The organism is Haloplanus rubicundus, from assembly GCF_003342675.1.
Classification (GTDB): Archaea; Halobacteriota; Halobacteria; order Halobacteriales; family Haloferacaceae; genus Haloplanus; species Haloplanus rubicundus.
The window spans coordinates 2,164,974-2,188,661 of sequence record NZ_CP031148.1 but is presented as its reverse complement, the minus strand read 5'-3'; the positions used below and the strand labels follow the sequence as shown (position 1 = coordinate 2,188,661).

Below are 23,688 nucleotides of genomic sequence, written 5' to 3'. Positions count from 1 at the left end.
GGGGCAGGAACGCACGTAGTGGCGCGCGAAGCCGGTGTGTGTCGTGGTTCCAGACTGGGCAGGTAAAGAGTCGCCATCCCTGTTGGAGTCTATCCAACAACGTCTGATCGAGTGTCGATTGCAACGACATACTAACACAGAGGGGGAGAAGGAACCTATCACCACAGGGACGGCTTCTGGCCAAGAAGCTCTGAGGTCTTTTTATATTCCCGCGCTCGTACGGACACTGACTCTCGAATTCATGGCTCAGGATCCACGAACGGAGACAGTCTCAAGAGTAAATCCCCACTACGTAGCTACGCTAGCACTAATTCTCGCGTCGGTAGGAGCTGTCCTCGGAGATAGCTTCACCTCACCCCTTGTTCAAGATGAATTGATGGCGGTCTGGCTCACAATCGCTGGCCTGATGATCTGCGGAACATACGCTCTCTCACTCGTCTCGTGAACGCGTCTGGACTGAACTAGAGAGCCAGATATTTGTCTCACTCGGACACCACAATCGATGGATGGTCCCCCTCGAAAAAGTACGGCACAATAGTCCTTCGCCTGAAACGATCGCCGTCTTCGTGGCCAACGCGCTTCCACTCGTCGGCGTCGTCGCTCTGGGGTGGAATCTCGCCGCACTCGTGTTCCTGTACTGGTTCGAACTCGGGATTATCTCGTTTTGGGCACTCGTTCGAGCAGTGTTCGCAGGCCGACCCTCGGAGTTCGATGCCGACCCGTTGATTGCAGGCGCGCTGGCGAGCAAGCGAACGGAGATCCCGATCCCGTTCACCGAACTCGGAATCAGAATCTCGACGCTGCCCGTACTCGCCGTTGCGATCCCTCTCCTCACACTCGTGTGGTTCTTTGCGGGGGTCACGACCGTCGGTGTGGTCGGCCCCGAAACGCTCGATCCGAGCGCGCTGGAGATGGTGACGCTCGCCTCACTCAGCATCTTTCTCAGTGAGGGTGCCTCGACGCTGATCGAGTATTTGTATCGCCAAGGGCACCGCGAGCATAGTGCCCAGACCGCAATTCAGGGCAGTTTCATGCGCGCAGCGGTGATCGGTATCGGTGGGTTAGTCACAGCAACATTCGTCGGGCTCGGTACGGATTCAGTATCTTCCGACGCTTCGATCACGGCTATCGACCCGACTGTCGTCGGCCCTCCACTCTTGATCGGAATCGTACTCGTGAAGTTCAGCTTCGATCTCGGAGGGCTGTATCGCGAGCGCCTGGTTGCCTTCGATGAGGCGTCGTACTTCGAACTCGGGTGGGCATACGAACCACCGACCGATGAAGCGATCGAACCGGTTGAGCCTGTGACCGACCGACTGCGTCCTCCCATCTCGGCAAGGCTATTCGGGGGTGTTTCGGCCTCGAACGTACGGCGTCACCCCGGCACCTTGGCCGTCGGTGGATTCATTCTTCTCATTTCGCTTCTGTTCGTGATGGGACAAGTATGGGATATTGTCCTTGTCATTATGTTGGCTAGTCTGGTCGTTCCGATAGGGGTACTTACGATCGACTACTGGCTGCGGTACGGCAATATTGAGTTCCGAGTCTCTGAGGATGAGATAATCGCCTATGATCGGCTTTTTCGGACGCGTCTCTGGCGGATCGAGCCGTGGGACGAAAACGGATTACGCGTCGAGCGTGGCCGAATTCACAGACTGCTCGACACCTCGACAGTCGTTATCGAGTGTGTTGATCGAGAACTCCGGCTCCCGCACTTGAATAACTCTGCACCGATCCTCGACGTGTTCGATAGGCAGCCCAGTGGTGTCTAGCGTTCAAATGGGGGAAGTTGAAACGTTGCTCTGTCGAGGAGCAAAGTGCGAGGAAAAGAGCGAACTATCGCCGACCACTCCACGGAATCAACGGGCGCTCCGAGGGGTAGTAGTATCTGCTAAATCGAGGCGTCAACGGAACTCTTGACGGCCGGCAGTGTTCCGTGTAGTGCCATATCCCAGATGTCCACGAGTAGCGACGATAAGCACGATGGCAACGACCCAGACCGCGAGATCAACCGCGATCAGGACCGTCATGAAGCTCTCGCCAGTGATCGCCTCGATCGGGAGCGGGACGAGCGTGCTATTGGCCGTGTTGATGCCCGCGTGGAGCAACAGGGCGAGCAGCACGCTCGCTGTCCCGTTGTAGATCCACGTCAGGAGGAACGCGAAGCCCACGATATTGATGACGCGAAGGACGATCCCCGGAATCTCCTCGGCGAGCCACGCGAAGCTGTAGACTGCATTCGGGTCCGCGACCAGTTGGGGGAGGTGCCAGAACGCCCAGACCACACCCAGAATGAGCGTGGCCGGGACCGGCGCGTACCGTTCCTCGAGCCTAGAGAGAGCGAACCCACGCCATCCCGGTTCCTCGTTCCCCCCGCCGATCAACGCGACGAACACGTACGACCCAAGCACGAGCGAGAGCCGTCCCGAGAGTACTGTGGGGTCGACGGTAGTGCCGAGGAGGACGATAACTACACTAGCCAGGCTGACGACGAGCAGCGGGAGGAGGAATGCAGCGAGGTACCACCGCGCTGCGACCCGCCAGCGGACGATCTGTCGAGTCCACGCGCGGACGGACTCACCGTCGAGCCACGTCACCACCGCGCCGGCGAGAGCCGGGCCGAATCCCCCAGCGATGAAACTGAGCGTCCGAATCGGTTCCCCCATCCCGATGACGACCGGAAACCACCCGATCCAAGAAAAGGCATACGCGAAGAAGAAAAACGTTGCAACGGGGCGAGCGTCCACTATACCACGAATCCGCTGCTGGCTCATGGGTCGATACTCCGGCTGAGGATTGGTATGATGGTAATCATGTCGGTACTGTGGATTTCTACAAGGGAAGACCGCGGAGCCGATACAGCTACCGGGCGACGAATTGGTGACCTCGATCCGTCAGGCCTGCTCGTCCCCGAATGCGTCACTCCGGGGCATTCAGCCCTTTCGACTCAGTAGGCGAAACGAAGTCGAGGCCTCCGTCGGGTAGCGGTTTCGAGGCGAGCCGTTCGGTCCCATACCGCCAGACGAGGATAGCCACGATCACCCAGACGACGACCAGGAGGACGATCTGCGAGACGACTTCGCCACCGACCACACCGGTAGCAGCTGTGACGGATACGGCGTTCGAGAGCGTGTGGACGACGACTGGGACTATGACGCGTCCGCCAGCGGCGTTGTAGAGCCACGATGCCATGACGCTGATGCCGACGACGACCGGCGCGTACAACCAGAACGGCGTTCCCGCCTGTGAGATTCCGGGCATCAGGAACAGCGGCACGTGCCAGAGTGCCCAGACAATCACGATGGCGATGCTCGCCCAGAACGCGCCGGTGGATCGCTGGAGTTCGTACCATTCTTTCTACGAGCGCGTGGGGAATTGTCGTACGACCGTGATATCTTTCCAGCAGTGATTTTCAGTGCGTTCAGTACCCTTCGATTTCGATCGTATCAGGCCCAGCAAGGGACTTCGTTCACCGACCGACCGAGCGCCTGCAGCGCCCATCGCTGATTTCTCGCTCCTAATCGCACGATAGCGACGGGGTGAACATTGGTGTCGTCGTCTCTGGGTGCACTGCCGTTAATTTCGTTCAGTCACTGAACGATTCCGATCGGCGGTTATTTTCTCCTCTGGTTCGCTGCCTCTACGGCGTGACGCATGGCTGCTAATCATTGGGTCGTTGATGTCTCTCGGCTGCAATCAACTGAGCCCAGCAGTATTGAGAGCTGGGAGTGGTTGGTCACGAGCCACCTACTATTGCTGATTGAGGCTTCTGACGGAGCGTATCGAAGAAATTCTCGGTGCTCTACGCCGATTGTATCGTGAAAACGAAGTAACCGGATCGTAGTTCGGTCGTGGAATCTACTGGCAGTTGTTACCTATGGGCGTTCCACATCGCGAACCGACTAGTAGACACACTCTGCAGAGCACTGGCTACCGTGGTCGATGCACTGAATTGAGTCCCACAATCTCTGATACGAGTTTGGAGGGCGGCTGAGGACAGAGTGCAAATTAATTAGGCTACGATCACCGCTCAACGCGGGGCTGCTGACAGGGTCGTATCTCCCGGGGGCGCTGGACCGAGAGCGTACACAGTCCCGGACTCCCCGCCGGCGAACAGGTAGTCCTCAGCAATCGCTGGCGACGTCGTCAATGGGATATCGTACTACCACGAGATAGTCGCATCACTCGGGTCGAGTGCGGGGAGACCCGTATCGCGTCTCTGATCGAGCCGACACACTGCGAGTTCTCATGGTACCGGTGTCACTCACGGTTGATCTATCGCCCTGATACCCCATGACATCGGGGTGGAAAATACGTGGAGTGTCGTCACGGAGCGAGAAACAGGGATTCTGCTTTTACCATCCAATAGTTCCACACCTCGGGTATGGAATTCAACTTCAACGGCCCATCGGGGACCCTCCAGATCGCGTTTGCGCTGGCCGTTGGGCTCGGGGCGATGGGGTACGGTGCGTACAGTTATTCGTCTCAATCAGCAGCATTACACTCCACAGAAACGGTCGATGCGACCATCGTTTCTACCTCGATCGAACGGGTCAACGAACGGCGCGGAACCGACGACTACAGACCCCAAGCGACGTTCAATTACACATACGAGGGCGAACCCTACACATCTTCAAATATGTATCCCGGAGGCATATCCCACGAGTTCGAGACCAAAGAAGACGCTAGAGCACAATTAGAGGGATACGAATCGGGAGCCACCGTAACGGCTTACGCCCCGACGGATTCACCCGATAAGGCGTTTCTCAAGCACGAGAGTAGCAACAAACCGTTGTACATCATTGGGTTCGGTGGTCTCTTCGTCCTTGGCACGATCGTGTCGATTTTCCGAAACTAAATACCTACGCTCGCATCCGCTGTCGGATCAATCTACAAATGACCCAAGGGGAGTGCCCCGAGGCAGTTCACACACGAGTGTCGTGATTATTCGAGAGCCAAGTCATGAAAATCAGGGCACGGTGTTTCTGAGTCAGCATCAGGAAGTAACACTAAACGCGCGTCCGAACTACCGAGGAGACATGAGTTGTGTTGGGATCGGTTACGGTCGTCGGTATCCTCCCCAGCCGTCGGGATCGGCGGTCTCTCTGCAAATTCATCGGGAGAATGTCGGATACCGATGACCGACGCGGGTAGTGTGGCGATTCCGTTGGACGCGTTTCAAGATCCCGTTCTCGCCTACGCTGTTGAGGGTCGTGATGCCCGTGTAATGGCGGCGAACGATGCCTTCGAGCGACGTTTCGACGCTCGTTCGTCCGGAACGTCAGTCTCGACGATATTCGGGCGATTTCCCACTATCGACACGACGGCTGATGAGGAGCCACTTAGCCACCTCGTTCGGGATGATCGTGCCGGTATTTATCTCGACGGGTACCGCGACCACGGACCGTACTTCGTACGGGTGATCCCTTCGGACGGGACAACTGGGTACCTCGTGTTTTCGGATTTGGCGCAGTGCCCCAATCTCGGAGAGTCGCCTGCCATCGATCAAGTCAGTAGCGTGATCAGCCACGACCTCCGTAATCCGCTCGACGTCGCCAAGGCCCATCTCCAGGCGGCACGAGAGACGGGCGACGCCAAACACTTCGACTCGGTTTCGAACGCACACGATCGGATGGAACGGATCATCCGCGATGCCCTCACACTCACGCGAGAGGATGCCGTCGTGGACCCATCCCAACAGGTTTCGATCGAAACCGCCGCGACGGATGCGTGGCAATCGGTCGAAACCGATCACGCTACGCTCGACCTTCCGGATTCGCTTCCGACGACCACCGCCGACCCCGATCGCATTCGGCGATTGTTCGAGAATCTATTTCGGAACAGCGTGGAGCATAGCTCCACGAGTAGCCGGGCGGACCCCGGCGACAGCGTCGAACACGGTTCGACGAGCCCTCGGTCGCAGACTCCCGAGGACAGCGAGGGACGAAGTCCCTCGGGCAGTCGGCCGGGGGCCGATGACAGCGTGGAGCATGGTTCCACTACTAACCGGCGCGGGAGCGCGGGTGACAGCGTCGAACACGGACCCGAGGTCGGGGATACCTCTGCTCGAGGCGACGGGACGGCTCCCGAGGGTGACGTGACGATCACTGTCGGCACGTTAGCGGACGGGTTCTATGTCGCCGACGATGGCCCCGGTATCCCCCCCGAAAAACGGGCGGATGTCTTCGAACCGGGATACTCCACCCAAGATGGCGGCACGGGACTTGGCCTCGCGATCGTCGAACGAATCGTCGCTGCGCACGACTGGGAACTGCGTCTCACCGCAGCCGAACTTGGTGGTGTGCGGTTCGAGATCCAGTTCTAACATCGATGACCGGACGCAGTACTACAACCGACAGACAAAGCACGGACGAGAGGGGTGAAATCTTCGAAGCCATCCGTGACGCGGTCGACGATGGGACCATGACAACGCGTCCGTAGTAGTTGATCACGCAGTCGCAGTGCATACGCGTCTGCCACTTCCTGCTCGTCGTCGACGAGCGTGCACACGTCCGCCGCCCTATCGTTTTCGGACATCAGTTTCGGAGGCCCAGATGGGCCTCGATACTGAATCCACATAACTGATGGCCTCCGTGGAGCCTCGCTATCTGCACTCCTAGAGTCATAGGTATCGTGTCGTCAGCATACCTAGCATCACCATCCAGTAGGAACGGGACGCTCTCCAGTAGTATGTCCGCCCACGCAGCCTTCCAATCGAAGCCCTCCGCTGATCGAACCGACGACATCGACCTCTCGGCGACCGAACTGTTCGATCTCTTCGGAGACGAATACACGCGTCGTGTGTACCAGGCCGTCACGGCGCAACCGCGAAGCGGTCGTGCTGTCGCCGAGGCAGCAGATGTCTCACGGGCAACGGCGTATCGACGCCTCAACCAGCTTTCTGCTGCAGGACTCGTCCGTACTGAGATGATGATCTGTGACGACGGTCATCACAAAGAACGATTCGAGGCAGTCACTACGTCGCTCTCCGTCGCCCTCGGCGACGGATTCGAGACGACGGTCGACGTTGCCGACTGATTCGGTGATGCACGGAGCCCTCTAGCGGTCCGCAGTCCCGTAGATGCTGGTCGTTCGGTTCTCGAAGCACCTCGTTTTCACGTGGCTACAGTCTGATCTAAGCGGGAGTGAGAGCCCGGAGCTGTCGATACTCGTGGAAGAAGTCGACGATGACTTCGTTTCTGATGGCGAAACAGAGCGTATCCTTCTATTATTTCCGGAGTAGACCGTTCTCGTGCCCGCTCCCTCCCCAGCGGGTGAGTGATCTCCCTCGAATCCCACACGCCGCCGCTGACCGCGCCTCCCCCGCGCGTCAGCCCTCCACTTTCAGCAATCGAAGCTAGCTGGACGTTCGAACCGGAGTAGAACGAATACGCCATCATCATGCTCGACCGACACAACCGTCAAACTGTAGTCTGAGGCATTGACCAATGGTTCCCGTTGTGACGTTGAGTACGCTAGCTCTCAACGCTCTTGCAGCCGTGCTTCTGGGCTGGACGACGTGGACGGCCTACCAGTCCCGGGAGCAACCCAGCGCGACCCCGTTCATCGCACTTCTCGCGACCCTGACGCTCTGGGCGGTCTTCTCGCTAGGATCGGAACTTCCCGGTGTGTCGACCGTGAGCCTGCTCTCGTCGGCCTTCGATCTAGCTCAATTCGGTACTGCCCTCGCCGTTCCTGGTGCTTGGACGGTGTACGCACTCAGCTACACTGGTCGTGGGACCGGACTGACGTGGAAACGAATCGTTCTGCTAGCTGGGATCGTGTTTCCGGTGGCTATCAGTGCTATCGTGATCGCGGTCGGTCCCTCCGAAACCGCCGTCGAACGGGCAATTGCGCCGTTGATCGGGTGGGAGATCCTGTATCTCTTCGCCCTATTCGTGTATGCGACGTATCTTCTGTTCGACCTCGGTGGCAGCCACGCCCGCGTCTCGAACACACAGGTGATCGTTCTCACGACGGGTGTCGCTGCACCATATCTCGTGAGCTTGCTCGGTAACAATATCTCCCCTGTCGGCAATACGACGATGGGGCTACTCTTGTCCGGGGGACTACTGGCCGCTGCCGTACGACGATATCCGTTGACGACTGGCTTCCCGAAAGCCGATTACATTGCCCGAACACGCGTGGTCGAAACCTTACAGGAGGGCCTCGTCGTCCTCGACTGGGACGACCACGTCCTCGACGTTAACGAGGCGACGGTGGAACTGTTCGACTGTCCTGCGGAGACGATGATCGGGGCCCCGATCCGAACTGTCATCGACGGACTCGATGGAACTGATCTTCCTCCAGGAGCGACGGGAACGGTCGCGCTTCGGACGTCGAACGGCCGTCGACAGTTCCAGTTTAGCGTTTCCGCAGTCCACGAGGCGACGACGGATGACGAGGATAACCCCGTCGCCAGAACCGTTCTCTTCCGGGACGTCACCGACCGACGAACCCGGGAACAGCGTCTCACGGTCCTCAATCGCATTCTCCGTCACAACGTGCGGAACGACTTGGACGTCGTCCTCGCATACGCCGATCAGATCGGCGACGAGGAAATACGGGCGGGGGTTCGGGAGAACACCGCTTCTCTCCTCGAACTGAGTACGAAAGTCAGAGATGCGGCGGAAGTCATGGCCGAGAGTACCGAGCCACCGGAATCGGTCGATCTGGCCGATGTCGCCCACACGGTCGTCGATCAGTTCCGAGCCGACGACGAGGCGTCCGATATCTCGCTCGTCTGTCCTGACGAAGTGCTAATCTCCTCCCATCGGGCGGTGATTCGACAGGCACTCTCCGAACTGGTCGAAAATTCACTCGAACACACGACCACGGACTCGCCACACGTCGAAGTCAGTGTTCGGGAGGCGTCGGACGAGACGGTCGAACTGTCTGTCGCGGACGATGGGCCCGGACTTCCCGAACGGGAACGAGATATCCTCGACGCCGGGACTGAGACCCAACTCAAACACGGTCAGGGCATCGGGCTCTGGTTCGTCACCTGGGCGGTCACCCAGTTGGGAGGCGACCTTCAGTTTCGGGAGAACGACCCCGAGGGAAGCATCGTCACGATTCAACTCTACGAGACGGTATGATAACCCCACGCTATCCGGAGATCTGCCCACCGACTATACTTCGGATGTACGGGACGGTGTTTTCGGACCAGCAACACTACAACGGGGGTTTTAGTAGAAGCGTCAAATACTTTGACTGTGGTTCAAATTGGTCCCCTCCGGATGACAGAGACGTGGAAATACGCCCTCATCGGCGGGCTACTTGCGCTCCCATTCACTGCGCTTGCAGCGTGGCGTTCGCCGGAGAATATATCACTCGGAATGGTCGTGGTCGGGAGTGCAATCGCTGGCTATCTGGTTAAGCGACGCGGTGGGAACAGTACCGCAACTGGACTTCGAGCCGGACTTATTGGTGGCTTTCCGGCAATCTGGGTAGTAAACAAATTATTTTGGGCAATCCCCTCCATCCCGAATCCACCGTGGTTCCAAGCGGTCGGCGTCGCAATGATACTCGTGGTCGGAGGTATTATCCTCGTCGTTGTGGCTCTCTTTGGGGTGATCGCCGGGCGTTTCGGCGGTTGGCTGGCGGAACGCCGGGGGCACGGCGGAACGGCCAACGCCCGTGGGAGTGCCTAGTGGCGCAGTTTCGAATCTGAAACATCGGCTCTGTTGAAATCCTCAGTTACTGCTAGTTTGTTGAGGCCGTGCTGCATACAGGGCGCGCATCGGGCACGTAACGGATCCTCCGGTACGAACGGATACGCAACACACCAGTGACGGATCTCTCCGAACCAGAGCCACTACCGGAATCGTGCCGTCGCTACGAGGTTGGGTGGCAGAGACTGTCTTCCTCGAACGGCCGCCGCGGACGCCTCGTGGCTCGTACTCCTCATCGGTCGAGTGGCCGAGAATGGTCGACTCCCCGTACAACAGACGACGCGTCGTCCCGAACAGGGAACGGAGGAAGCCGCTATATGTCCTTCCCGCGAGCGCTCACGTTCCAGACCTCCTCGACGCGGCTGTCGCGGATCCCCGGCAGGGTGTCGTGGAGGTTGATCGGGCCGTAGGCGTTCGGAACGACGAACTCAAGGCGGTCGCCGACGGACACGCCGGAGGCGTCGGCCACGTCTAAGAAGCCGTGCTCGGAGGACACCCGGTAGAACTCGATGTCGTCCCGATACTTCGGAACCGGCTTCGGATCGGCGATGTACGACAGGGTCTTTCCGCCGGCGTCGACGATAGCGCGGTCCCGGGTCGGCTTGGAGATCACCGTGGTGAGGACTGTGAGCGCGCAGTCCACGCGGTCGACTTCGGGACACGCCGCGAGCAGGGTGGCGTCGTTGAACACGTATCGACCGGGATCGAGTTCAGTCACGACGGGCTCGCGAGCCATGTACTGCGCCGTCGAGGAAGCGCCGGAGATCACGGTTTCTACCGGGAGACCCTTGGCTTCGATCGCCTCGACCGTTCGCTCGAGCTTGTCGGCGACTCCGGCGCACTCGCGCTCGTACCCCTCGACCGTCTTCCCCGCGGCCGGGACGTGACTATCGTGTCCGAGGATCCCCCGGAACTCGAGGGCGGGCTCCTCGGCGATCAGGGCTGCCAGTTCGCTCGCTCCCTTGCCGGGGGCGACGCCCATGCGCTCAACTCCGACGTCGACCTCGATGATGACCCCGACGGTCGTCCCCTGACGGGCCGCCACGTCGGCGAGCGGGCGGACGTTCCCAGGACAGTCCACGAGCGTCGCGAATCGGTCCGCGTGGTCGGCCACCCAGAGCAGCCGTTCGAGCTTCGGCCCGCTTACCACCGGGCAGACCAGCATCACGTCGCGCACGCCAGTCCGGACCATCACCTCAGCCTCGCTCAACTTCTGACACAACACGCCCGGGCCGTAGAGATCCTCCTGCTGTCGGGCGAGAGTCGGTATCTTGTGTGCCTTCGTGTGCGGGCGCACGCCAACTCCGGCGTCGTCGGCGAGGTGGGCGATGTCCCGGAGGTTGCGGTCGATGGCGTCGAGGTCAGCCACGACCGTGGGCGTCTCAAGCTCGTCCGTCGGAGTGCCGAGCGCCGGTCGAGTATCCGAGAAGGTCGGGAGCGACATGGAACCCACTTCCGAGCCGACAGCAATAGCGGTTTACATGGTGCGATTCCCGAGGGGTCTCGGCGACGGCACCGCCCTCGCTGCGAACGAGGCCGGGTGAACAGCGAACGCCGGTGTGGCGAGCCGTGGAGACCCTTCTCCGAGGAGCATTCACCCGGTCGTGAATGACAACCACGAGTCGTAGAACGGCGTCCATCCGCGCATCGCTGCGGAGTTCTGGCGGGTCGTGGACGAAGCCGATTCGGGGATTCGTTCATATGGTTCTCCCGTTCTGTCGAAATCCTCAGCTGAAAACAGTCGTGGAGCCGTGATGTATGTATTCAGCACGAACCGCTGAGTATCAACTTTAACTGAGGGGCGTCTCAGAGGTCAATTCGCACATCTACCGAACAGCTGTTTCATATCGAGGATGGGAAACGAATGGTGGCCGCTTGCTGAAGATAGCCTCTGTATCTCGCACGCCACACTTATCAAGGTCTGAGGGCTTCAACAGCGCCAATAATCCGTATCAGTGCCCACTTCCGCAGTGGAAGATCGGACGGTGTGCTCCCACTGAGCGGCGGTCACAACATCGTTTGGGCGTGGACGCTCACGCGAGGGAACTCGTCGAGGGTGCTGCTCCGCCACGCAGTTGTACGAACGAATCGGCGAGAATGCCGTACATCACGATAATGAGCACCGAATTGACGACGAGCGAGGCGAGCTGTCCCGCCGATGGCGAGACGAAGGCGAACAGCGAGCCGACTACGCCACCGATGCCGCCGAGGATGCCGAACAGGACGACGAGTGCAAGCAGCCGCCACCGGCTCCCGCTCGCCAGTTCCCAACTTCGCCGAAGCGCGTCGATGGGGCCGGTATCCTCGACCGCGACAGCGAACAGCGCGAACTGGAGACTTACCGTCAGAAACAGGCCGGGAATGAACAGGAGTGCGAACCCGAGTGGGATCACCACTGCGAGGACGACACTAACGATGCCCGCGGACAGGAACGCACGCCCGATGCGGCGGGTGAACAGTCCGGAGGGCAGCGACGAGAGCGAATCGAGATCCCGCGTCAACAACCGGGCGGTCGCGAGAAACACGCCGATACCGAACAACATCGCGACGAGACCCAGTGCGGCTGCTACCTCGGTCGATAGCGGGAGGGTGAAGCCGATCGTGCCGATATCACTTGGCTGGACGCTCGCCGGGAGTCGGTTCACGATGATCGTGTTGAACGATCCGACGAAGACGACCTGATAGCAGATCGTCAGTACGAGCGCCACGATACCACTGACCGAGAACGCACGTCGAGCACCACGCCCGAGTGCCTGGCCTAACTGGAGTGCCATACGGCTGGCTTCGAACACACGGTGTGTGAAAGCCACACCAGAGTTTCTCGTTCAGAAGATCGACAGACTGCTATATCCGGGCGGGCAATAACCTCACCTGAGATTCCGGCTGGGAAGTGTGATGTATTGGTTCGTCCGTGGAACCTCCCCAAGTTGCTACATGGGAAACAGTGAGGCACGTTGAACTGCGTCGACAACTATCGACATCCATGCCCATTTCTGATACCGAGTGGAACGACGGTGTCCGAGCGGATAGCGCGTCGGCGACCGGGACGACCCCAGTTAGCGAGTACGAGGACGAGAAGGAGTTGGTCGTCGCGTTCCTCTCCGAAAACGTCGATAATGCATACACGAAGACGGAGATCGTCCGAGGCGTCGACTTCGGCAACGACGCCCGTCCCGAGACGATCCGCGAAGTGCTGACCGAGATTCAGGACGAACTGGTCGACGTCGTCGGCGACGTCGTCGCAAGTGGAATGCTGGTCGACGACGTCGACGAGGCACTCGACGAACTCGTCGCCGAAGGTATGGTCGCGGAAAAGGAAGTCGAGACGGCCGACGGGGCAACGACGTACTACCGACTCAACACCGACGAAGCCTGGGAATGACCTCGCCGAGTCAGTCCACCGACCGTTCGGACGCTGGGTCCGAACGGATCGAATCCCGGCGTCCAATTTCCCGGAGAACGACCCTCCAGTCTCTCGGTGTGATTTTCACCGGCGTTGGCGCTGGGTGTATCGGTGGATCCGGGCCATCCTCTGACCGAATCCGCTGGCGCAAGAGTATTCGTGGACAACCTCTCCTCGACGGGGGGACGCTCTACGTCATGGGTCGACTGACGCTCCACGCGCTGTCGCCGACCGACGGGAGCAAACAGTGGGTGACTGAGTACAGCGAGGACGATTTCGATCAGCGACTCTGTCTTCACAGCGACATCGCCGTGGACGACCGACGGATCTACGTTCCTGGCTGCGACGGCCTCCGTGCCATCCGTCGATCGGACGGCGAGCAGGCGTGGTTCGTCGACTCGCCGCTCCGACAGGGTGTCGGCGTCGGCGGCGGGCGGGTGTACGCGAACGCCGAGGAGCTCCTCGCTATCGACGCCAGCAGCGGTGCGGTCGTCTGGCGCGCGGACACCGGCGGCGACCACCTCACGACGCCGGCAGCGACGGCCGATGGTGTTGTCTTCACCAATCGCGTCGACGGCGTCGTCACCGCATTCGACGTCGACGGTGAGCGACGGTGGGAACATCGGACCGACGCCGAGACCCGGGGTCCGACGATCGCGGGCGATACCGTCTACGTGGCCATGTCGACCGAGCCAGGTAAGGCAGGAAGGCTGCTCGCGTTGAACCGTGCTGACGGCACCGTTCGATGGACGGTCGACACCCCGTCACCGAAACGGGGGACGGCTCCGGTCGTCGACGGCGACGCGGTGTATCTCGGCTGTAGCGGGCGGGAGCACGGAACGCTCGTCGCACTCGACCGTAGAGATGGCACCGAACGGTGGTCGTTCACAGACGAGAATAGCACGGTGTACGAACCCGCCGTGACCGACGACGCGGTGTACGCCGGCTCGAACGACAACCAAGTCTACGCGTTCTCGCGGACGGGCGAACTCCTGTGGCAGGTCGAGACGAACAGCGTCGTTGGGACGGTCGTCGCGGGGAAGGAGTTCCTCTACGCGGCGAACAACGAACGGCTCTTCGCCATCGACCCGTCGTAGTCGCCTCCCGGTTGGCGTACGCTCGTTCCCCGCGGGAGAGATTATAAAGATTAAGGACCGCGCCTTTAGGCGCGGGATGAATCCAACACTCTGACCGGCAATCCACCGACGATATTACGGCCGGATATTCCACGCCCGGTCGTTGATTTTAATGAGTATTCTCTCATAACGTGTTCTCGATTGCTCCCAGGGATGTTGCCGTTAGATCGTATCTACGTCGGCGGCCAGCAGAAAGGGATCCTCGCCTTCGCTAGGGACTGACCACCTTCCAGCGGTTAATTACGGATCGTCTGAATCACTGGTCTCGCGTCCCCAGAGCACATAGCCGAGACCGACGCCGCTCAGCGAGACGCCGGCACCGACTCCGGCTCCGACCAGGAACTCCCCGTCCTCGTCTTCGGACGAACTCCGGCCGTACCTGTCTTGGAGGTCACCTTTGCTCTGAACGGAACTATCTCGTGGAGCATAATCTTGGCCGTTCACCACGCCGTCATTATCGGTGTCTCCTTGACTGCGATCAGTTCCTTCTGAGGCAGGTATCCGACAGGAGCCACTTTCAGCGCCGACGTTCGAATCCTCGTTCGCCAGCGCGTACAGTCGCCCCGAATTATCACCGATGTAGACGACACCGTCGACGACCACGGGCGGTGTGTTGACCCGATCCTCGAGTTGGTGAGTCCAATACATCTCGCCGGAGGCGGGGTCGATACTGAATACGTTCCCCGCATCGCTTCCGAAGATGACACTCTGGTCGTCGGAGCCGACGACGGTGGGAGGTTGGCTGAGTCGTTTCCCCCCATCGAATCGCCACTGCTCTTCTCCCGTGTCCCGATCGAGGGCATACAGGTTTCCATCGGTCGCGGCCACGTACACGGTTTTAGTCGCAACCGCCGGTCGGGCTCGAACGGCGACCTCGTCACCCTCTAGCGTCGTGCGCCATCGTTCGTCCCCCGTGGTCCGATCGAGTGCGGCTACGACTCCTGTGTGGCTTCCAGCGTAGACAGCTTCTGCGGTCGCTGCGACCGAATTGACGTACTCTCCGAGGTACGACTGCCAGGCGACCTCGCGTGCATCGAGGTCGAACGCGACGACAGAGCCGGTCGTCGTTCCACCGTATACGTACGTCCCGCGGCCAGCCAAGTGGCCGTATATCGCCGATATCTCGCTCGAAATACGATACGAAGTCTCGCCTGTCGAAGCGTCCAGGGCGTGCAACACCGCGCCTTCGGTATATCCGTCTTCATCCGTTCGTTCGGTGACGATGAGCACCTTCGTTCCCTGCGTGTCGACGTTGAGAAGCAACGGCTCACCTGTCACGTTGGACAATCGGCGAGTCCATAGCTCGCGCCCCGAATCGAACCCGAGACAGTAAACTGCATTATCGGTAGCGACGTATACCCGCCCATCACGAATCGTCGGAGCCCCGCCGTCGATCTCTGCTTGCCACCGACGTTCGCCGCTCCGGGCGTCGAGCGCGCGGAGTCCCTCAGGGGTCGCTGACAGCACCGTTCCGTCTACGACTGCGACCTCGGATTGACGATGTGCGACTTCGGTCCCGACGCACCAGCGACGAGAAATCGGTGCTCGTGCTCGTGGCCGTGATCCGTCTGCATCGTAGCCGATCCGTGCTGGTGTGACACTACTCGTCTGGTGGTTTCCAATCGGAGGCTGTGTCTGCTGGTCCGTCTCGGTTGCTGTGGCTCCGACAGCTTCGGTCGGCGTCGCTGTGGGCGTTTCCGTCGCCGTCTCGGACTGGTCTTCGGGTGTCCCTGCGGCAACGCCGCTCAAGGTAACTGTCGCACCGAGCAAGGAGAGCAACTGTCGTCGGGAGTGGAGGGCTGGCACGGAAGTGAGTGGAATCCTCCCGTCAAAAGGGATGGCGGTCTCGCTTGCTGTTGGTCTGCGAGATATCTGTTGACTGGAGCGCGAAGCCGATGGAATGTGAATCGATAGACTACGACGAACGTTATAGTCATCCAATCTTTGATAGGTTGATCTCTCTCAATGTCGACTATGCAGATAGAATTCGATGGAACCACCGCTCGCAGTAGGCTGCGAGCAATCTATCGCTACCTGTTCGTCCTGTTTGGCTGGGTATACCGCGGTTGCTCGTGGGTAGCGGGGCAGACCACAAACATGACTCGGGAGGTGCGACGCTGGGCTGGCTCAGTAACGAGCACTCTGTCTGACTCCGTCAGCGCTGCTCTCGGGGCCGAGAGAACGAGACGTGTCCTGGAACGCGTGACGAATGGTCTCATCGGGATTCGCCGGGAGATTTCGGTCGTGGCCTTCCTGAGCGCACCGTTCCTCGCCTTTGGAACCGAGTGGTGGGTCGTGACCAGCTCCAGTTACCGCCACGTCGAGTCGATGGCAGTCGGTACGTGGACGGGAGCGAATCCGGCACCGCTCGTCTTCGTGGGCGTTGCCACAATCGTTGCTGTCGCGACTCTGTTCACGGTCTTCAATTCCGGATTGATCCCAGCCACCGTCCTCGCGATGGCACCGACGTTCGGTATCGGATTCGCGCGCTATGGTCTCTCGACCGAGTACTATGGCACAGTCGGAATCCCAGACGCGACAGCCATCGGTCTGATGATTGCTGTAGTGGTCGGTCTCCCACTGGGGGTGACGGGGTTCTTGATCGGTACCGTACTTCGACGAATTCGGGGGTACTTCGAGAATCAGTCGGGCGCTGGCGAGGCGTCGATGCAGGCCTAGCCCTGAACAGGAACCCGATACACGGCGGAGAATTGCGGAAGACCTAACGAACGCTTCTGCTCACCAGCGTGGATACCAGACCGCCTGTCTCGGCGTGTGGTGGTGCCACAGGTCGTCGTCGAACAGCTCCGACTTTCCCCACCGGAAACGCCCATTTGCGGTGTAACTGAACTGTTCTTCGACGGTGTCTGCCGTCACAAAAGCTCTGCTCTTGTACGCTCAGCGTCTGCTTTCGCCCCCGTCTTCGCGCGGGACCGCTGCCCCACCCATCACGACAACGTCCAATTCATTTTTACGCCGTCCGTTGGGCTACCCAGTATGCAGAGACGTGCCCTCCTCGCGTCACTACCGACCGTTCTCGCGGGCTGTTCGGTCGCGCCTGCGGGTCCCTCGACGAAGTATGGTACTGCGAGTGCTCCTCGCCCTTCCGGTGACATCGAGGGTGGTTTCCGAACGAACGTGAAGGGACTCCTGTCGGATCTGCTCCGGTACTAGGCTCAGCGTGGATCGATCCCAGTTATTCGATATGCTCACCACCGAGACGGCCGCAGGTAGGTGTTCATATCTATCCGTTTTCCTCCTGTTGGAAGGCCATTCGCTGTTGCGCATCGGCAATCGCTTCCACGGCAACGAGACATCTCCACAAGAAGTACAGAAACACGAAGACGAATCCCGACAGGACACCGAGTAACAACTGCCCCACGATGAGCACCGAATACGCGATGAGGAGGACGTAGAACACCACTATCGCCACGAACCAGTTGCGTGGAATCGAAGGAGGGGACCAGTTCGTCATGACGTATCGATAAACTATCAGCGGCTTAACGGTTGCGCCGCGCGAGTGAACCGTCGATCCCCTGTTCGTACACCGAGATCGGGAAAGCTACGTAGCCTATACGCGGTCTGTGTGCCGAACAAGGAGCCGTTACCGACCCGACTGCTACTCGAAGTACCGTGTCGACCTACGAGAATTGACCGTTCTCACACGCAAGAATCGACGACGGGCGACCGTCCGTCATAGTGATCATTGTAAGTCAGTACCGGTGGTTCGCCAGAACGGGTCGGCGAACCACCGGTAAACAGTTACAATAAACACTATCAGACCAGCAGTTCGCTCCCGAGGACGATCAGGCCGACGCCGACGAACACGACCCCAAGTGCCCACTCCATGAGGTCGCTGGGGAGGTACTTACCGATTCGGGTCCCGATGGTGCCACCGATGAGGACACCGGGGATGGACCACGCTACGACGTACCAGACGGGTGTCGCAGCGAGGGCGTGGACGATGGCGCCGGCCATGGCGGCAATACCGAGGACGAACACGCTCGTCGCGATGGCCACGCGAGGTGGGAGTCGACACCGGACGATGAGCTGGGTCGTCGTGATTTCGGGAAGTCCGGCGCTGATGAGGCCCGTGACGAACCCACCGACGGTGGCCAGGATGACTCCGGGCAGTCGCCAGCAGGTATCGTAAGTGAAGGTCTCGCCATCGGCCGCCTCGACGACCGTCGTACCCCGGCCCGCGTTCTTTCGTTCGAGGAACTCGCCTTCCTCCTCACCGGGCACACACGCCTCCGGCGGATCGTGAACGACGAGGAAGCCACCGAGTCCGAGGAGACCGACGCCGAAGGCGAGCGTGAGAAGCGTCGTCGGGACGTAGTGCGCGGCGAGCGCCCCGACGACGATGGACGGGACGGCCCCGAGTAGGAGCCACTTCGCCGTCGCGTAGTCGACGACGTTCTGACGGACGTAGTTCAGGAGGCCGTTTCCCATGCCGAACACCTCGGTCATGAGCCCGGCGCCGATGGCCTGTGCGGGCGACAGGCCGACGACGAGAATGAAGAAGGGACTGAAAAATAGGGCACCCGAGACGCCCGAGGAGAGCGCGATCATCGAAAAGAGGATCGAGGCGGGGAACACCCACCAGTGCGCGAGGAACTGATCGACTGGAAACCCGGCGGGAACCGGGAGACTCGTGAGTAGCGAGCCAGCCGTCCCGACATCGAGTGTTCCAAGCGCGACGAGCGGAATCCCCGCTCCGAGTACAGCGACGAGGTGCCCAGCACCGACGGCGCGATCATCCATCATGTATGTCACCGGCAGTTCATCGAGCAGTCACGCGTCATCGAATAACTCCGCCACGGTGTCTGGATCGGGATGCCAGCCGACGAACTCGCCGCCTTCGAAGGGTAGATCGACGGACGCGATGTAGTTGCACAGGCCGACGTAGAAGTCGACGAGGAGGCCGATCGCGACGATCTCAGCCGACGAGTAGTGCCGTTCCAGTGCGTCGTGGATGGGGTCGGTTACGGTCCCCGATTCGACTGCGCGGGCGTACTGGAGCAGGACGAACTCCGCGTCGTCGAACGGCGAGAGGTCGTCACCCCCGATCGCTCGCATCTCCTCGACGGTAACGCCCTTGTCGCGGGCGATGTCGACGTGCTGGTGCCACTCGTATCGGGCACCGCGTGCTCGCGCCACGGTGAGGATGACCAGTTCCTTGCGGCGCTGGCCGATCCCTTCGTACAGCGTGTTCAGATACTCGAGCGTCGCCTCGAGAATTTCGGGGTTGTGCGCCCACGCCCGGAAGATGTGTCGGTCACCGAGGTAGTCGTCCGTGAACAGGTAGTGGTACTCTTCCGGAATCTCGTCCAGTTCGAGTAGTGGTAGTCGTGACATTGGTTTCGTGTGGTTGTGGTGTGATCGGTTACAATGCTATCCAGTGATTCATACGGATTATTGTAAGTCAGTACCGGTGGTTCGCCAAGACAGGTCGGCGAACCACCGGTAAACAGTTACACTAATCCGTATCACGCGAGGATGCCGGCCCCCAGGAACCCGACGAGGACGACGGCGTAGACCATGTGAAGGATCATTCCCGGCGTGGCGTGGTCGTTCGGTTCGCCACCAGCGAATTTCTCGACGAGAGCAGCCGTCGGCGGTGAGCCGCCATCGCCTAGCATCATCATTACGGCGGTCATGACGATCGTCGCGAGCAATCCACCGGCCAAGCCAGCGATGATTGAGGCCATGCGACGGCGTACGGTACGACAGACGTGTATTAAACCGAAGCGCGGGCGTTTAACGCCGCTACACACTCGGGATAGTACGTTTAGCTCCCCCACCGACGGTCGTCGTATGGCTGTAGACCAGCAAGAGTACGAAGTCGTCGTCGTCGGTGGCGGACCAGCGGGGCTCTCGGCGGCACTGTACAGCGTGCGACTCGGGCACGAGACAGCACTCGTCGACCGCGGCGGTGGCCGGGCAGCGATGATGAAAGACGTCCACAACCTCGTCGGAACGACCGAAGAGACGAGCGGAATGGAACTCCTGCAGATCGGGAAGGAGCAACTGGAGGGGTACGGCTGTACGGTACTCTCTGATCGAATCGGATCGGCCGGCCGAACCGACGACGACCGGTTCCGTCTGTGTGGGACCGACGTGGACTACGTGGCCGACGCGGTCGCGCTGGCGACGGGCATGAACGACGTGCGACCGGACCCGCCGCTCCCTCGGACCGGTCGCGGACTCCACTACTGCCTCCACTGTGACGCACACATGTTCGCGGACGAGCCCGTGTACGTGATGGGATACGGCGAGAGCGCGGCGCACGTCGCTGCAATCCTGCTCAACTTCACCGACGAGGTCGACCTGCTGACTCGAGGTGACGAGCCAGAGTGGAGCGACGACACCGACGAGATGCTCGAAACACATCCGATCGACGTGATTCACGAGGACGTGACCGGTGTCCAGAACGGGAGCGACGGGTGGCTGAAGGCGCTGGAATTCGAAGATGGAGCCGTCCGCGAGTACAAGGGTGGCTTCGCGCTGTACGGGGCCGACTACAACAACGGACTGGCGACCGACCTCGGCTGTGAACTGAACGACGACGGGACCGTGGAGGTAGACGACCACGGCCGGACGAGCGTCGACGGCGTCTACGCGGTCGGCGACCTCACGCCCGGCCACAACCAGGTGCCGATCGCGCTGGGAGACGGCGCGAAAGCGGGTATTTCGATCCACTGGACGTTGCGGGATTTCCCGCGAGATCCCGACCTCGTCGCCGAACAGGGCCCCGTCCGAAGCGACGAAGTGCCCGGAATGCCGGACGAACTCCTCGAACAGGCCACCGAGTTCCACACGTACGATTAGGTGTGTGAGTCCGTGGTCGATCCCCGTGGCGGTCGCCACACCGCTGGACCACAACGAGGACGACAACGGACCGGTCTCGTGCAACGGTGCCGCACGCCTGCCGAGCGTATATACACCCGCGCGTCCCGGGTAGGAGTGCAATGCTCGTCGTCCATGCGACGTTTCCGATCGATCCGAACCACCGCGACCGAGCGGTCGAGCTGATGCGGGAGCTGGCCGAACACTCCCGGGCTGAGGACGGAATCATCGACTATCGGGTCAACACCGATATCGACGACCCGAATCTGTTCCGGTTCGTCGAACAGTACGAGAGTGAAGCGGCGTTCGGCGCACACGTCGAAACTGATCATTTCGGCGAGTTCGAGGCGGCGCTTCCCGAACTGCTCGACGGTGAGCCCGACGTAACTCGATTCGACGTCGAGAGCGTCAGCGACGTCGAACTTTAGTCCTCCCGGCCGAGATTGTGTCGACTCTCGAGAACCACTCCCTGTGGATCCCGATCACTAGCCGACTGGCCTCGAAGGCCAGTCTCAATCTGCGCCCCCGACAAGAACTATTTAAATAAACGGGGACAGCGTGTACGGATTGCACAGCCACGCGGTCCCTATATGAGACGGCTCCGTATCGACACCTAGAATGACGAAAGCAGCAGTTATCATCCTCGCAGGCACCGACTCGCACGCCGACCAGGGTCGTCTCGCGAACGGGCTCGAAACGGCCAAGGAGTTCGCCGAGACCGAGGGCGACGACGTCGAACTCATCTTCGACGGCGCCGGGACGCAGTGGATTCCCGAACTCGAAGACGAAGACAGCGACTACCACGAACTCTATCAGACAGTCCGCGACGACACGTCCGTCTGTGACTACTGCGCCGGGGCGTTCGGCGTCGACGACGTCGTGAACGACGCCGGACTGGTAACGCTCGACGACCACGATGGGCACCCGAGCATTCGGTCGCTCGTCGCCGACGGGTACGAAGTTATTACGTTCTGATAACTGTCGTCTCTCACACCGCGCGTGAACTTAGAGACGGACCATTCGAGGACAGTCAGTCGATTGCGGGCTACCGACGATTACGGATCGTCGTCCATCATACGACGAACTGATTCGATACGTGATCGGATCGACCGACACTCAAGTGTCGAGTATAAATTAGAGATACGTTTTACTGCGGCGCTTATCCGCCGGCACGCATCGCCTTCTGGGCGAAACGTTCGATGAGCGAATCGAGGGCGTCGGGATCACCCTCGAAGATCAGGTCGACCTGCGTCAACGAAACGGACGGGCCGATCCCGACGGTCTGTGAGGAGAGCGTCACCATCCAGTCGTCGGCTTCGACGTGGTCGTCGTCGACCTGTTCGGCGCCGAGATTTTCGAGATAGTTGATCGCGAGACGTTCCGAAATACCGCGGAACGAGCGCTCCCGTCGTACCCAGTTCTCGTTCGCATTCATGCGCTCTGCATCCCCCGAAGAGGAATTCGTGCTCGGAAATCCATACCGTCGATGGATGCTCCGGTATAAAAAGCCACGCGGCGGCGTGCAACGACGGTACACGACCGATCACAGGATTTCGGGGAACCCCATGTACCGGTCGGCGAGAACGTCGGTGCCCTGGTGTTCGGTGACGAAGTCGATGATGGCATCGGCACCGAGGTGGGGTTGATCCACCAGGGCGAGGTGGCCCGCCTCCTGGAGTGGCTGGATGCGAACGGGCGCGTTCGTGATGTCGTATCGGAACCGGAACCGGATCGCCGAATCCATCATGATGTCCTGCAACCCCCAGAGGAGCATCGTCGGGGCGGTGATGTCCTCGTAGGGAATGTCGAGCATCCAGTCGGGATCGAGCGACGCCCCGCGAAGCGCGAGGGCGCGGATGGCGTCGAGTTTCGGCGAGCCGTAGCCGGCGTCGCCGTTGAGCTGTGAGCCGCCGGCGGCGTAGTCGACCGTCTCGTACGGTTCGCGAAGTTTCCGGAGGTCGTGGGTCGTTCGCGCGGTCGGAACGTCCTCTTTGACCGCTCCACCCCGGAAGTTGCTCGGTTCGTGCACCATCGTCCGAAGCGTCTGGACGAGTTTCATCGGGAAATCCGCGACGGCCTTCCGGAACTCCTCCTCGTCGTCGACGAAGGCCAGCCGGCCGATGGATTCGATCTCCGCGACCGGCCAGTTGTCGTAAGCGACCGGATCGACGGCGACACAGATGTCCGTCTTGTCTGGGTAGCGAGCGGCGAAGTCGAGCGCGATACCACCGCCCCAGTCGTCGCCTGCGACGATCATCGAGTCGTGGCCCCACTCGTCCATCAGCTCCGCGATGATGTGGGAGTCGTTCTCCCAGGAGTACTCCCAGTCGTCCAGTGGTTTGTCGCTCTGTCCCATACCGATGAGGTCGATGGCGTACGTCTCGAAATACGGCGAGAGGAGGTCCTGAATCGGTTCCCACTGGGAACTGTTGGTGGGCACACCGTGGACCATCACGATCGGGGGCCCCTCGTCGCCGTCCTTTCGGTAGTGGATCTCGTGTCCGCGCACGGTTGCTGTTGGCATTGCACACGCTCGGACGCAGCGTGGTATCTAATACCTGAAGCGACGTTGGGACGGCGTTGCACAGGCGAGTGCGAAGGGGAGTGTAGGAGCAGTTGTTAATCA

At 60.4% G+C, this 23,688-nt stretch carries 22 protein-coding genes and 2 pseudogenes; 13 read left to right on the top strand and 11 right to left on the bottom strand.

Going from position 1 to position 23,688, the window contains the following annotated elements:
* The first annotated feature begins 506 nt into the window (after positions 1 to 506).
* Entirely contained in the window at positions 507 to 1,772 is a 1,266-nt protein-coding gene (locus DU484_RS12165; protein ID WP_114606030.1) for a DUF6498-containing protein, read from the top strand.
* A gap of 132 nt (positions 1,773 to 1,904) precedes the next feature.
* Here the strand turns inward: DU484_RS12165 and DU484_RS12160 are convergent, their stop codons facing one another.
* On the bottom strand, positions 1,905 to 2,774 hold the full coding sequence (locus DU484_RS12160; protein WP_114606029.1) for a CPBP family intramembrane glutamic endopeptidase: 870 nt from the start codon (positions 2,772 to 2,774) through the stop codon (positions 1,905 to 1,907).
* A gap of 145 nt (positions 2,775 to 2,919) precedes the next feature.
* Positions 2,920 to 3,330: pseudogene (locus DU484_RS12155) on the bottom strand (CPBP family glutamic-type intramembrane protease); the annotation flags it as partial.
* Between the two features lie 1,054 nt (positions 3,331 to 4,384).
* Between DU484_RS12155 and DU484_RS12145 the strand changes: the two are divergent.
* From DU484_RS12145 to DU484_RS12125, 6 genes and pseudogenes are all read left to right on the top strand, one after another.
* Positions 4,385 to 4,858 carry a DUF3592 domain-containing protein gene (locus DU484_RS12145; RefSeq protein WP_114606026.1) on the top strand — a complete coding sequence of 158 codons (474 nt, stop codon included), beginning with the start codon at positions 4,385 to 4,387 and terminating at the stop codon, positions 4,856 to 4,858.
* 279 nt (positions 4,859 to 5,137) lie between these two features.
* A complete protein-coding gene (locus DU484_RS12140; RefSeq protein ID WP_114606025.1) occupies positions 5,138 to 6,325 on the top strand; it encodes a sensor histidine kinase in 1,188 nt (395 codons plus the stop codon).
* Between the two features lie 365 nt (positions 6,326 to 6,690).
* Positions 6,691 to 7,038 carry a winged helix-turn-helix domain-containing protein gene (locus DU484_RS12135; RefSeq protein ID WP_114606024.1) on the top strand — a complete coding sequence of 116 codons (348 nt, stop codon included), beginning with the start codon at positions 6,691 to 6,693 and terminating at the stop codon, positions 7,036 to 7,038.
* A 410-nt stretch (positions 7,039 to 7,448) separates the two neighbouring features.
* A pseudogene (locus DU484_RS20455) lies at positions 7,449 to 8,093 on the top strand (histidine kinase N-terminal 7TM domain-containing protein); the annotation flags it as partial.
* Positions 8,094 to 8,144: 51 nt separating this feature from the next.
* Positions 8,145 to 9,098, top strand: coding sequence for a sensor histidine kinase (locus DU484_RS20450; RefSeq protein ID WP_262342911.1), 954 nt, complete (start codon positions 8,145 to 8,147; stop codon positions 9,096 to 9,098).
* A gap of 141 nt (positions 9,099 to 9,239) precedes the next feature.
* Entirely contained in the window at positions 9,240 to 9,653 is a 414-nt protein-coding gene (locus DU484_RS12125; protein WP_114606022.1) for a DUF5518 domain-containing protein, read from the top strand.
* A gap of 334 nt (positions 9,654 to 9,987) precedes the next feature.
* Here the strand turns inward: DU484_RS12125 and DU484_RS12120 are convergent, their stop codons facing one another.
* Positions 9,988 to 11,118, bottom strand: coding sequence for an alanine racemase (locus DU484_RS12120; protein ID WP_114606021.1), 1,131 nt, complete (start codon positions 11,116 to 11,118; stop codon positions 9,988 to 9,990).
* Positions 11,119 to 11,707: 589 nt separating this feature from the next.
* Positions 11,708 to 12,448, bottom strand: coding sequence for a hypothetical protein (locus DU484_RS12115; RefSeq protein WP_114606020.1), 741 nt, complete (start codon positions 12,446 to 12,448; stop codon positions 11,708 to 11,710).
* Positions 12,449 to 12,657: 209 nt separating this feature from the next.
* Between DU484_RS12115 and DU484_RS12110 the strand changes: the two genes are divergently transcribed.
* Together DU484_RS12110 and DU484_RS12105 are read left to right on the top strand one after the other, a co-directional pair.
* Positions 12,658 to 13,056: a hypothetical protein gene (locus DU484_RS12110; protein WP_114606019.1), complete on the top strand. Its 399-nt coding sequence runs from the start codon at positions 12,658 to 12,660 to the stop codon at positions 13,054 to 13,056.
* Positions 13,053 to 14,174: an outer membrane protein assembly factor BamB family protein gene (locus tag DU484_RS12105; RefSeq protein WP_114606018.1), complete on the top strand. Its 1,122-nt coding sequence runs from the start codon at positions 13,053 to 13,055 to the stop codon at positions 14,172 to 14,174. Before DU484_RS12110 ends, DU484_RS12105 begins: the two co-directional genes overlap by 4 nt.
* Positions 14,175 to 14,453: 279 nt before the next feature.
* On the opposite strand, the gene DU484_RS12100 is transcribed toward DU484_RS12105, so the two are convergent.
* Positions 14,454 to 15,680, bottom strand: a complete 1,227-nt coding sequence (locus DU484_RS12100; RefSeq protein WP_157969559.1) for an outer membrane protein assembly factor BamB family protein — start codon at positions 15,678 to 15,680, stop codon at positions 14,454 to 14,456.
* A gap of 735 nt (positions 15,681 to 16,415) precedes the next feature.
* Here DU484_RS12100 and DU484_RS12095 point away from each other — a divergent pair.
* Positions 16,416 to 16,892: a hypothetical protein gene (locus tag DU484_RS12095; RefSeq protein ID WP_157969558.1), complete on the top strand. Its 477-nt coding sequence runs from the start codon at positions 16,416 to 16,418 to the stop codon at positions 16,890 to 16,892.
* A 565-nt stretch (positions 16,893 to 17,457) separates the two neighbouring features.
* On the opposite strand, the gene DU484_RS12090 is transcribed toward DU484_RS12095, so the two are convergent.
* From DU484_RS12090 to DU484_RS12075, 4 genes are all read right to left on the bottom strand, one after another.
* Positions 17,458 to 17,688 carry a hypothetical protein gene (locus tag DU484_RS12090; protein WP_114606015.1) on the bottom strand — a complete coding sequence of 77 codons (231 nt, stop codon included), beginning with the start codon at positions 17,686 to 17,688 and terminating at the stop codon, positions 17,458 to 17,460.
* Positions 17,689 to 17,990: 302 nt separating this feature from the next.
* A complete protein-coding gene (locus DU484_RS12085) occupies positions 17,991 to 18,977 on the bottom strand; it encodes a sulfite exporter TauE/SafE family protein (RefSeq protein WP_114606014.1) in 987 nt (328 codons plus the stop codon).
* Between the two features lie 30 nt (positions 18,978 to 19,007).
* Entirely contained in the window at positions 19,008 to 19,571 is a 564-nt protein-coding gene (locus DU484_RS12080; RefSeq protein ID WP_114606013.1) for a carboxymuconolactone decarboxylase family protein, read from the bottom strand.
* 131 nt (positions 19,572 to 19,702) lie between these two features.
* Positions 19,703 to 19,924: a hypothetical protein gene (locus DU484_RS12075; protein WP_114606012.1), complete on the bottom strand. Its 222-nt coding sequence runs from the start codon at positions 19,922 to 19,924 to the stop codon at positions 19,703 to 19,705.
* A gap of 106 nt (positions 19,925 to 20,030) precedes the next feature.
* On the opposite strand from DU484_RS12075, the gene DU484_RS12070 reads away from it, so the two are divergent.
* The 3 genes from DU484_RS12070 to DU484_RS12060 all read left to right on the top strand — a co-directional run bounded on the left by DU484_RS12070 (position 20,031) and on the right by DU484_RS12060 (position 22,037).
* A complete protein-coding gene (locus tag DU484_RS12070; protein WP_114606011.1) occupies positions 20,031 to 21,044 on the top strand; it encodes an NAD(P)/FAD-dependent oxidoreductase in 1,014 nt (337 codons plus the stop codon).
* A gap of 140 nt (positions 21,045 to 21,184) precedes the next feature.
* Positions 21,185 to 21,490, top strand: a complete 306-nt coding sequence (locus DU484_RS12065) for a putative quinol monooxygenase (RefSeq protein ID WP_114450527.1) — start codon at positions 21,185 to 21,187, stop codon at positions 21,488 to 21,490.
* Between the two features lie 190 nt (positions 21,491 to 21,680).
* The gene (locus DU484_RS12060; RefSeq protein ID WP_114606010.1) at positions 21,681 to 22,037 is read left to right on the top strand and encodes a DsrE family protein; all 357 of its coding nucleotides are present in this window, start codon (positions 21,681 to 21,683) and stop codon (positions 22,035 to 22,037) included.
* A gap of 184 nt (positions 22,038 to 22,221) precedes the next feature.
* Here DU484_RS12060 and DU484_RS12055 read toward each other — a convergent pair whose 3' ends face one another.
* Complete coding sequence (locus DU484_RS12055; RefSeq protein ID WP_114606009.1) at positions 22,222 to 22,497, bottom strand: hypothetical protein; 276 nt, start codon at positions 22,495 to 22,497, stop codon at positions 22,222 to 22,224.
* 108 nt (positions 22,498 to 22,605) lie between these two features.
* The gene (locus DU484_RS12050) at positions 22,606 to 23,586 is read right to left on the bottom strand and encodes an alpha/beta fold hydrolase (RefSeq protein ID WP_114606008.1); all 981 of its coding nucleotides are present in this window, start codon (positions 23,584 to 23,586) and stop codon (positions 22,606 to 22,608) included.
* Positions 23,587 to 23,688: the final 102 nt, after the last annotated feature.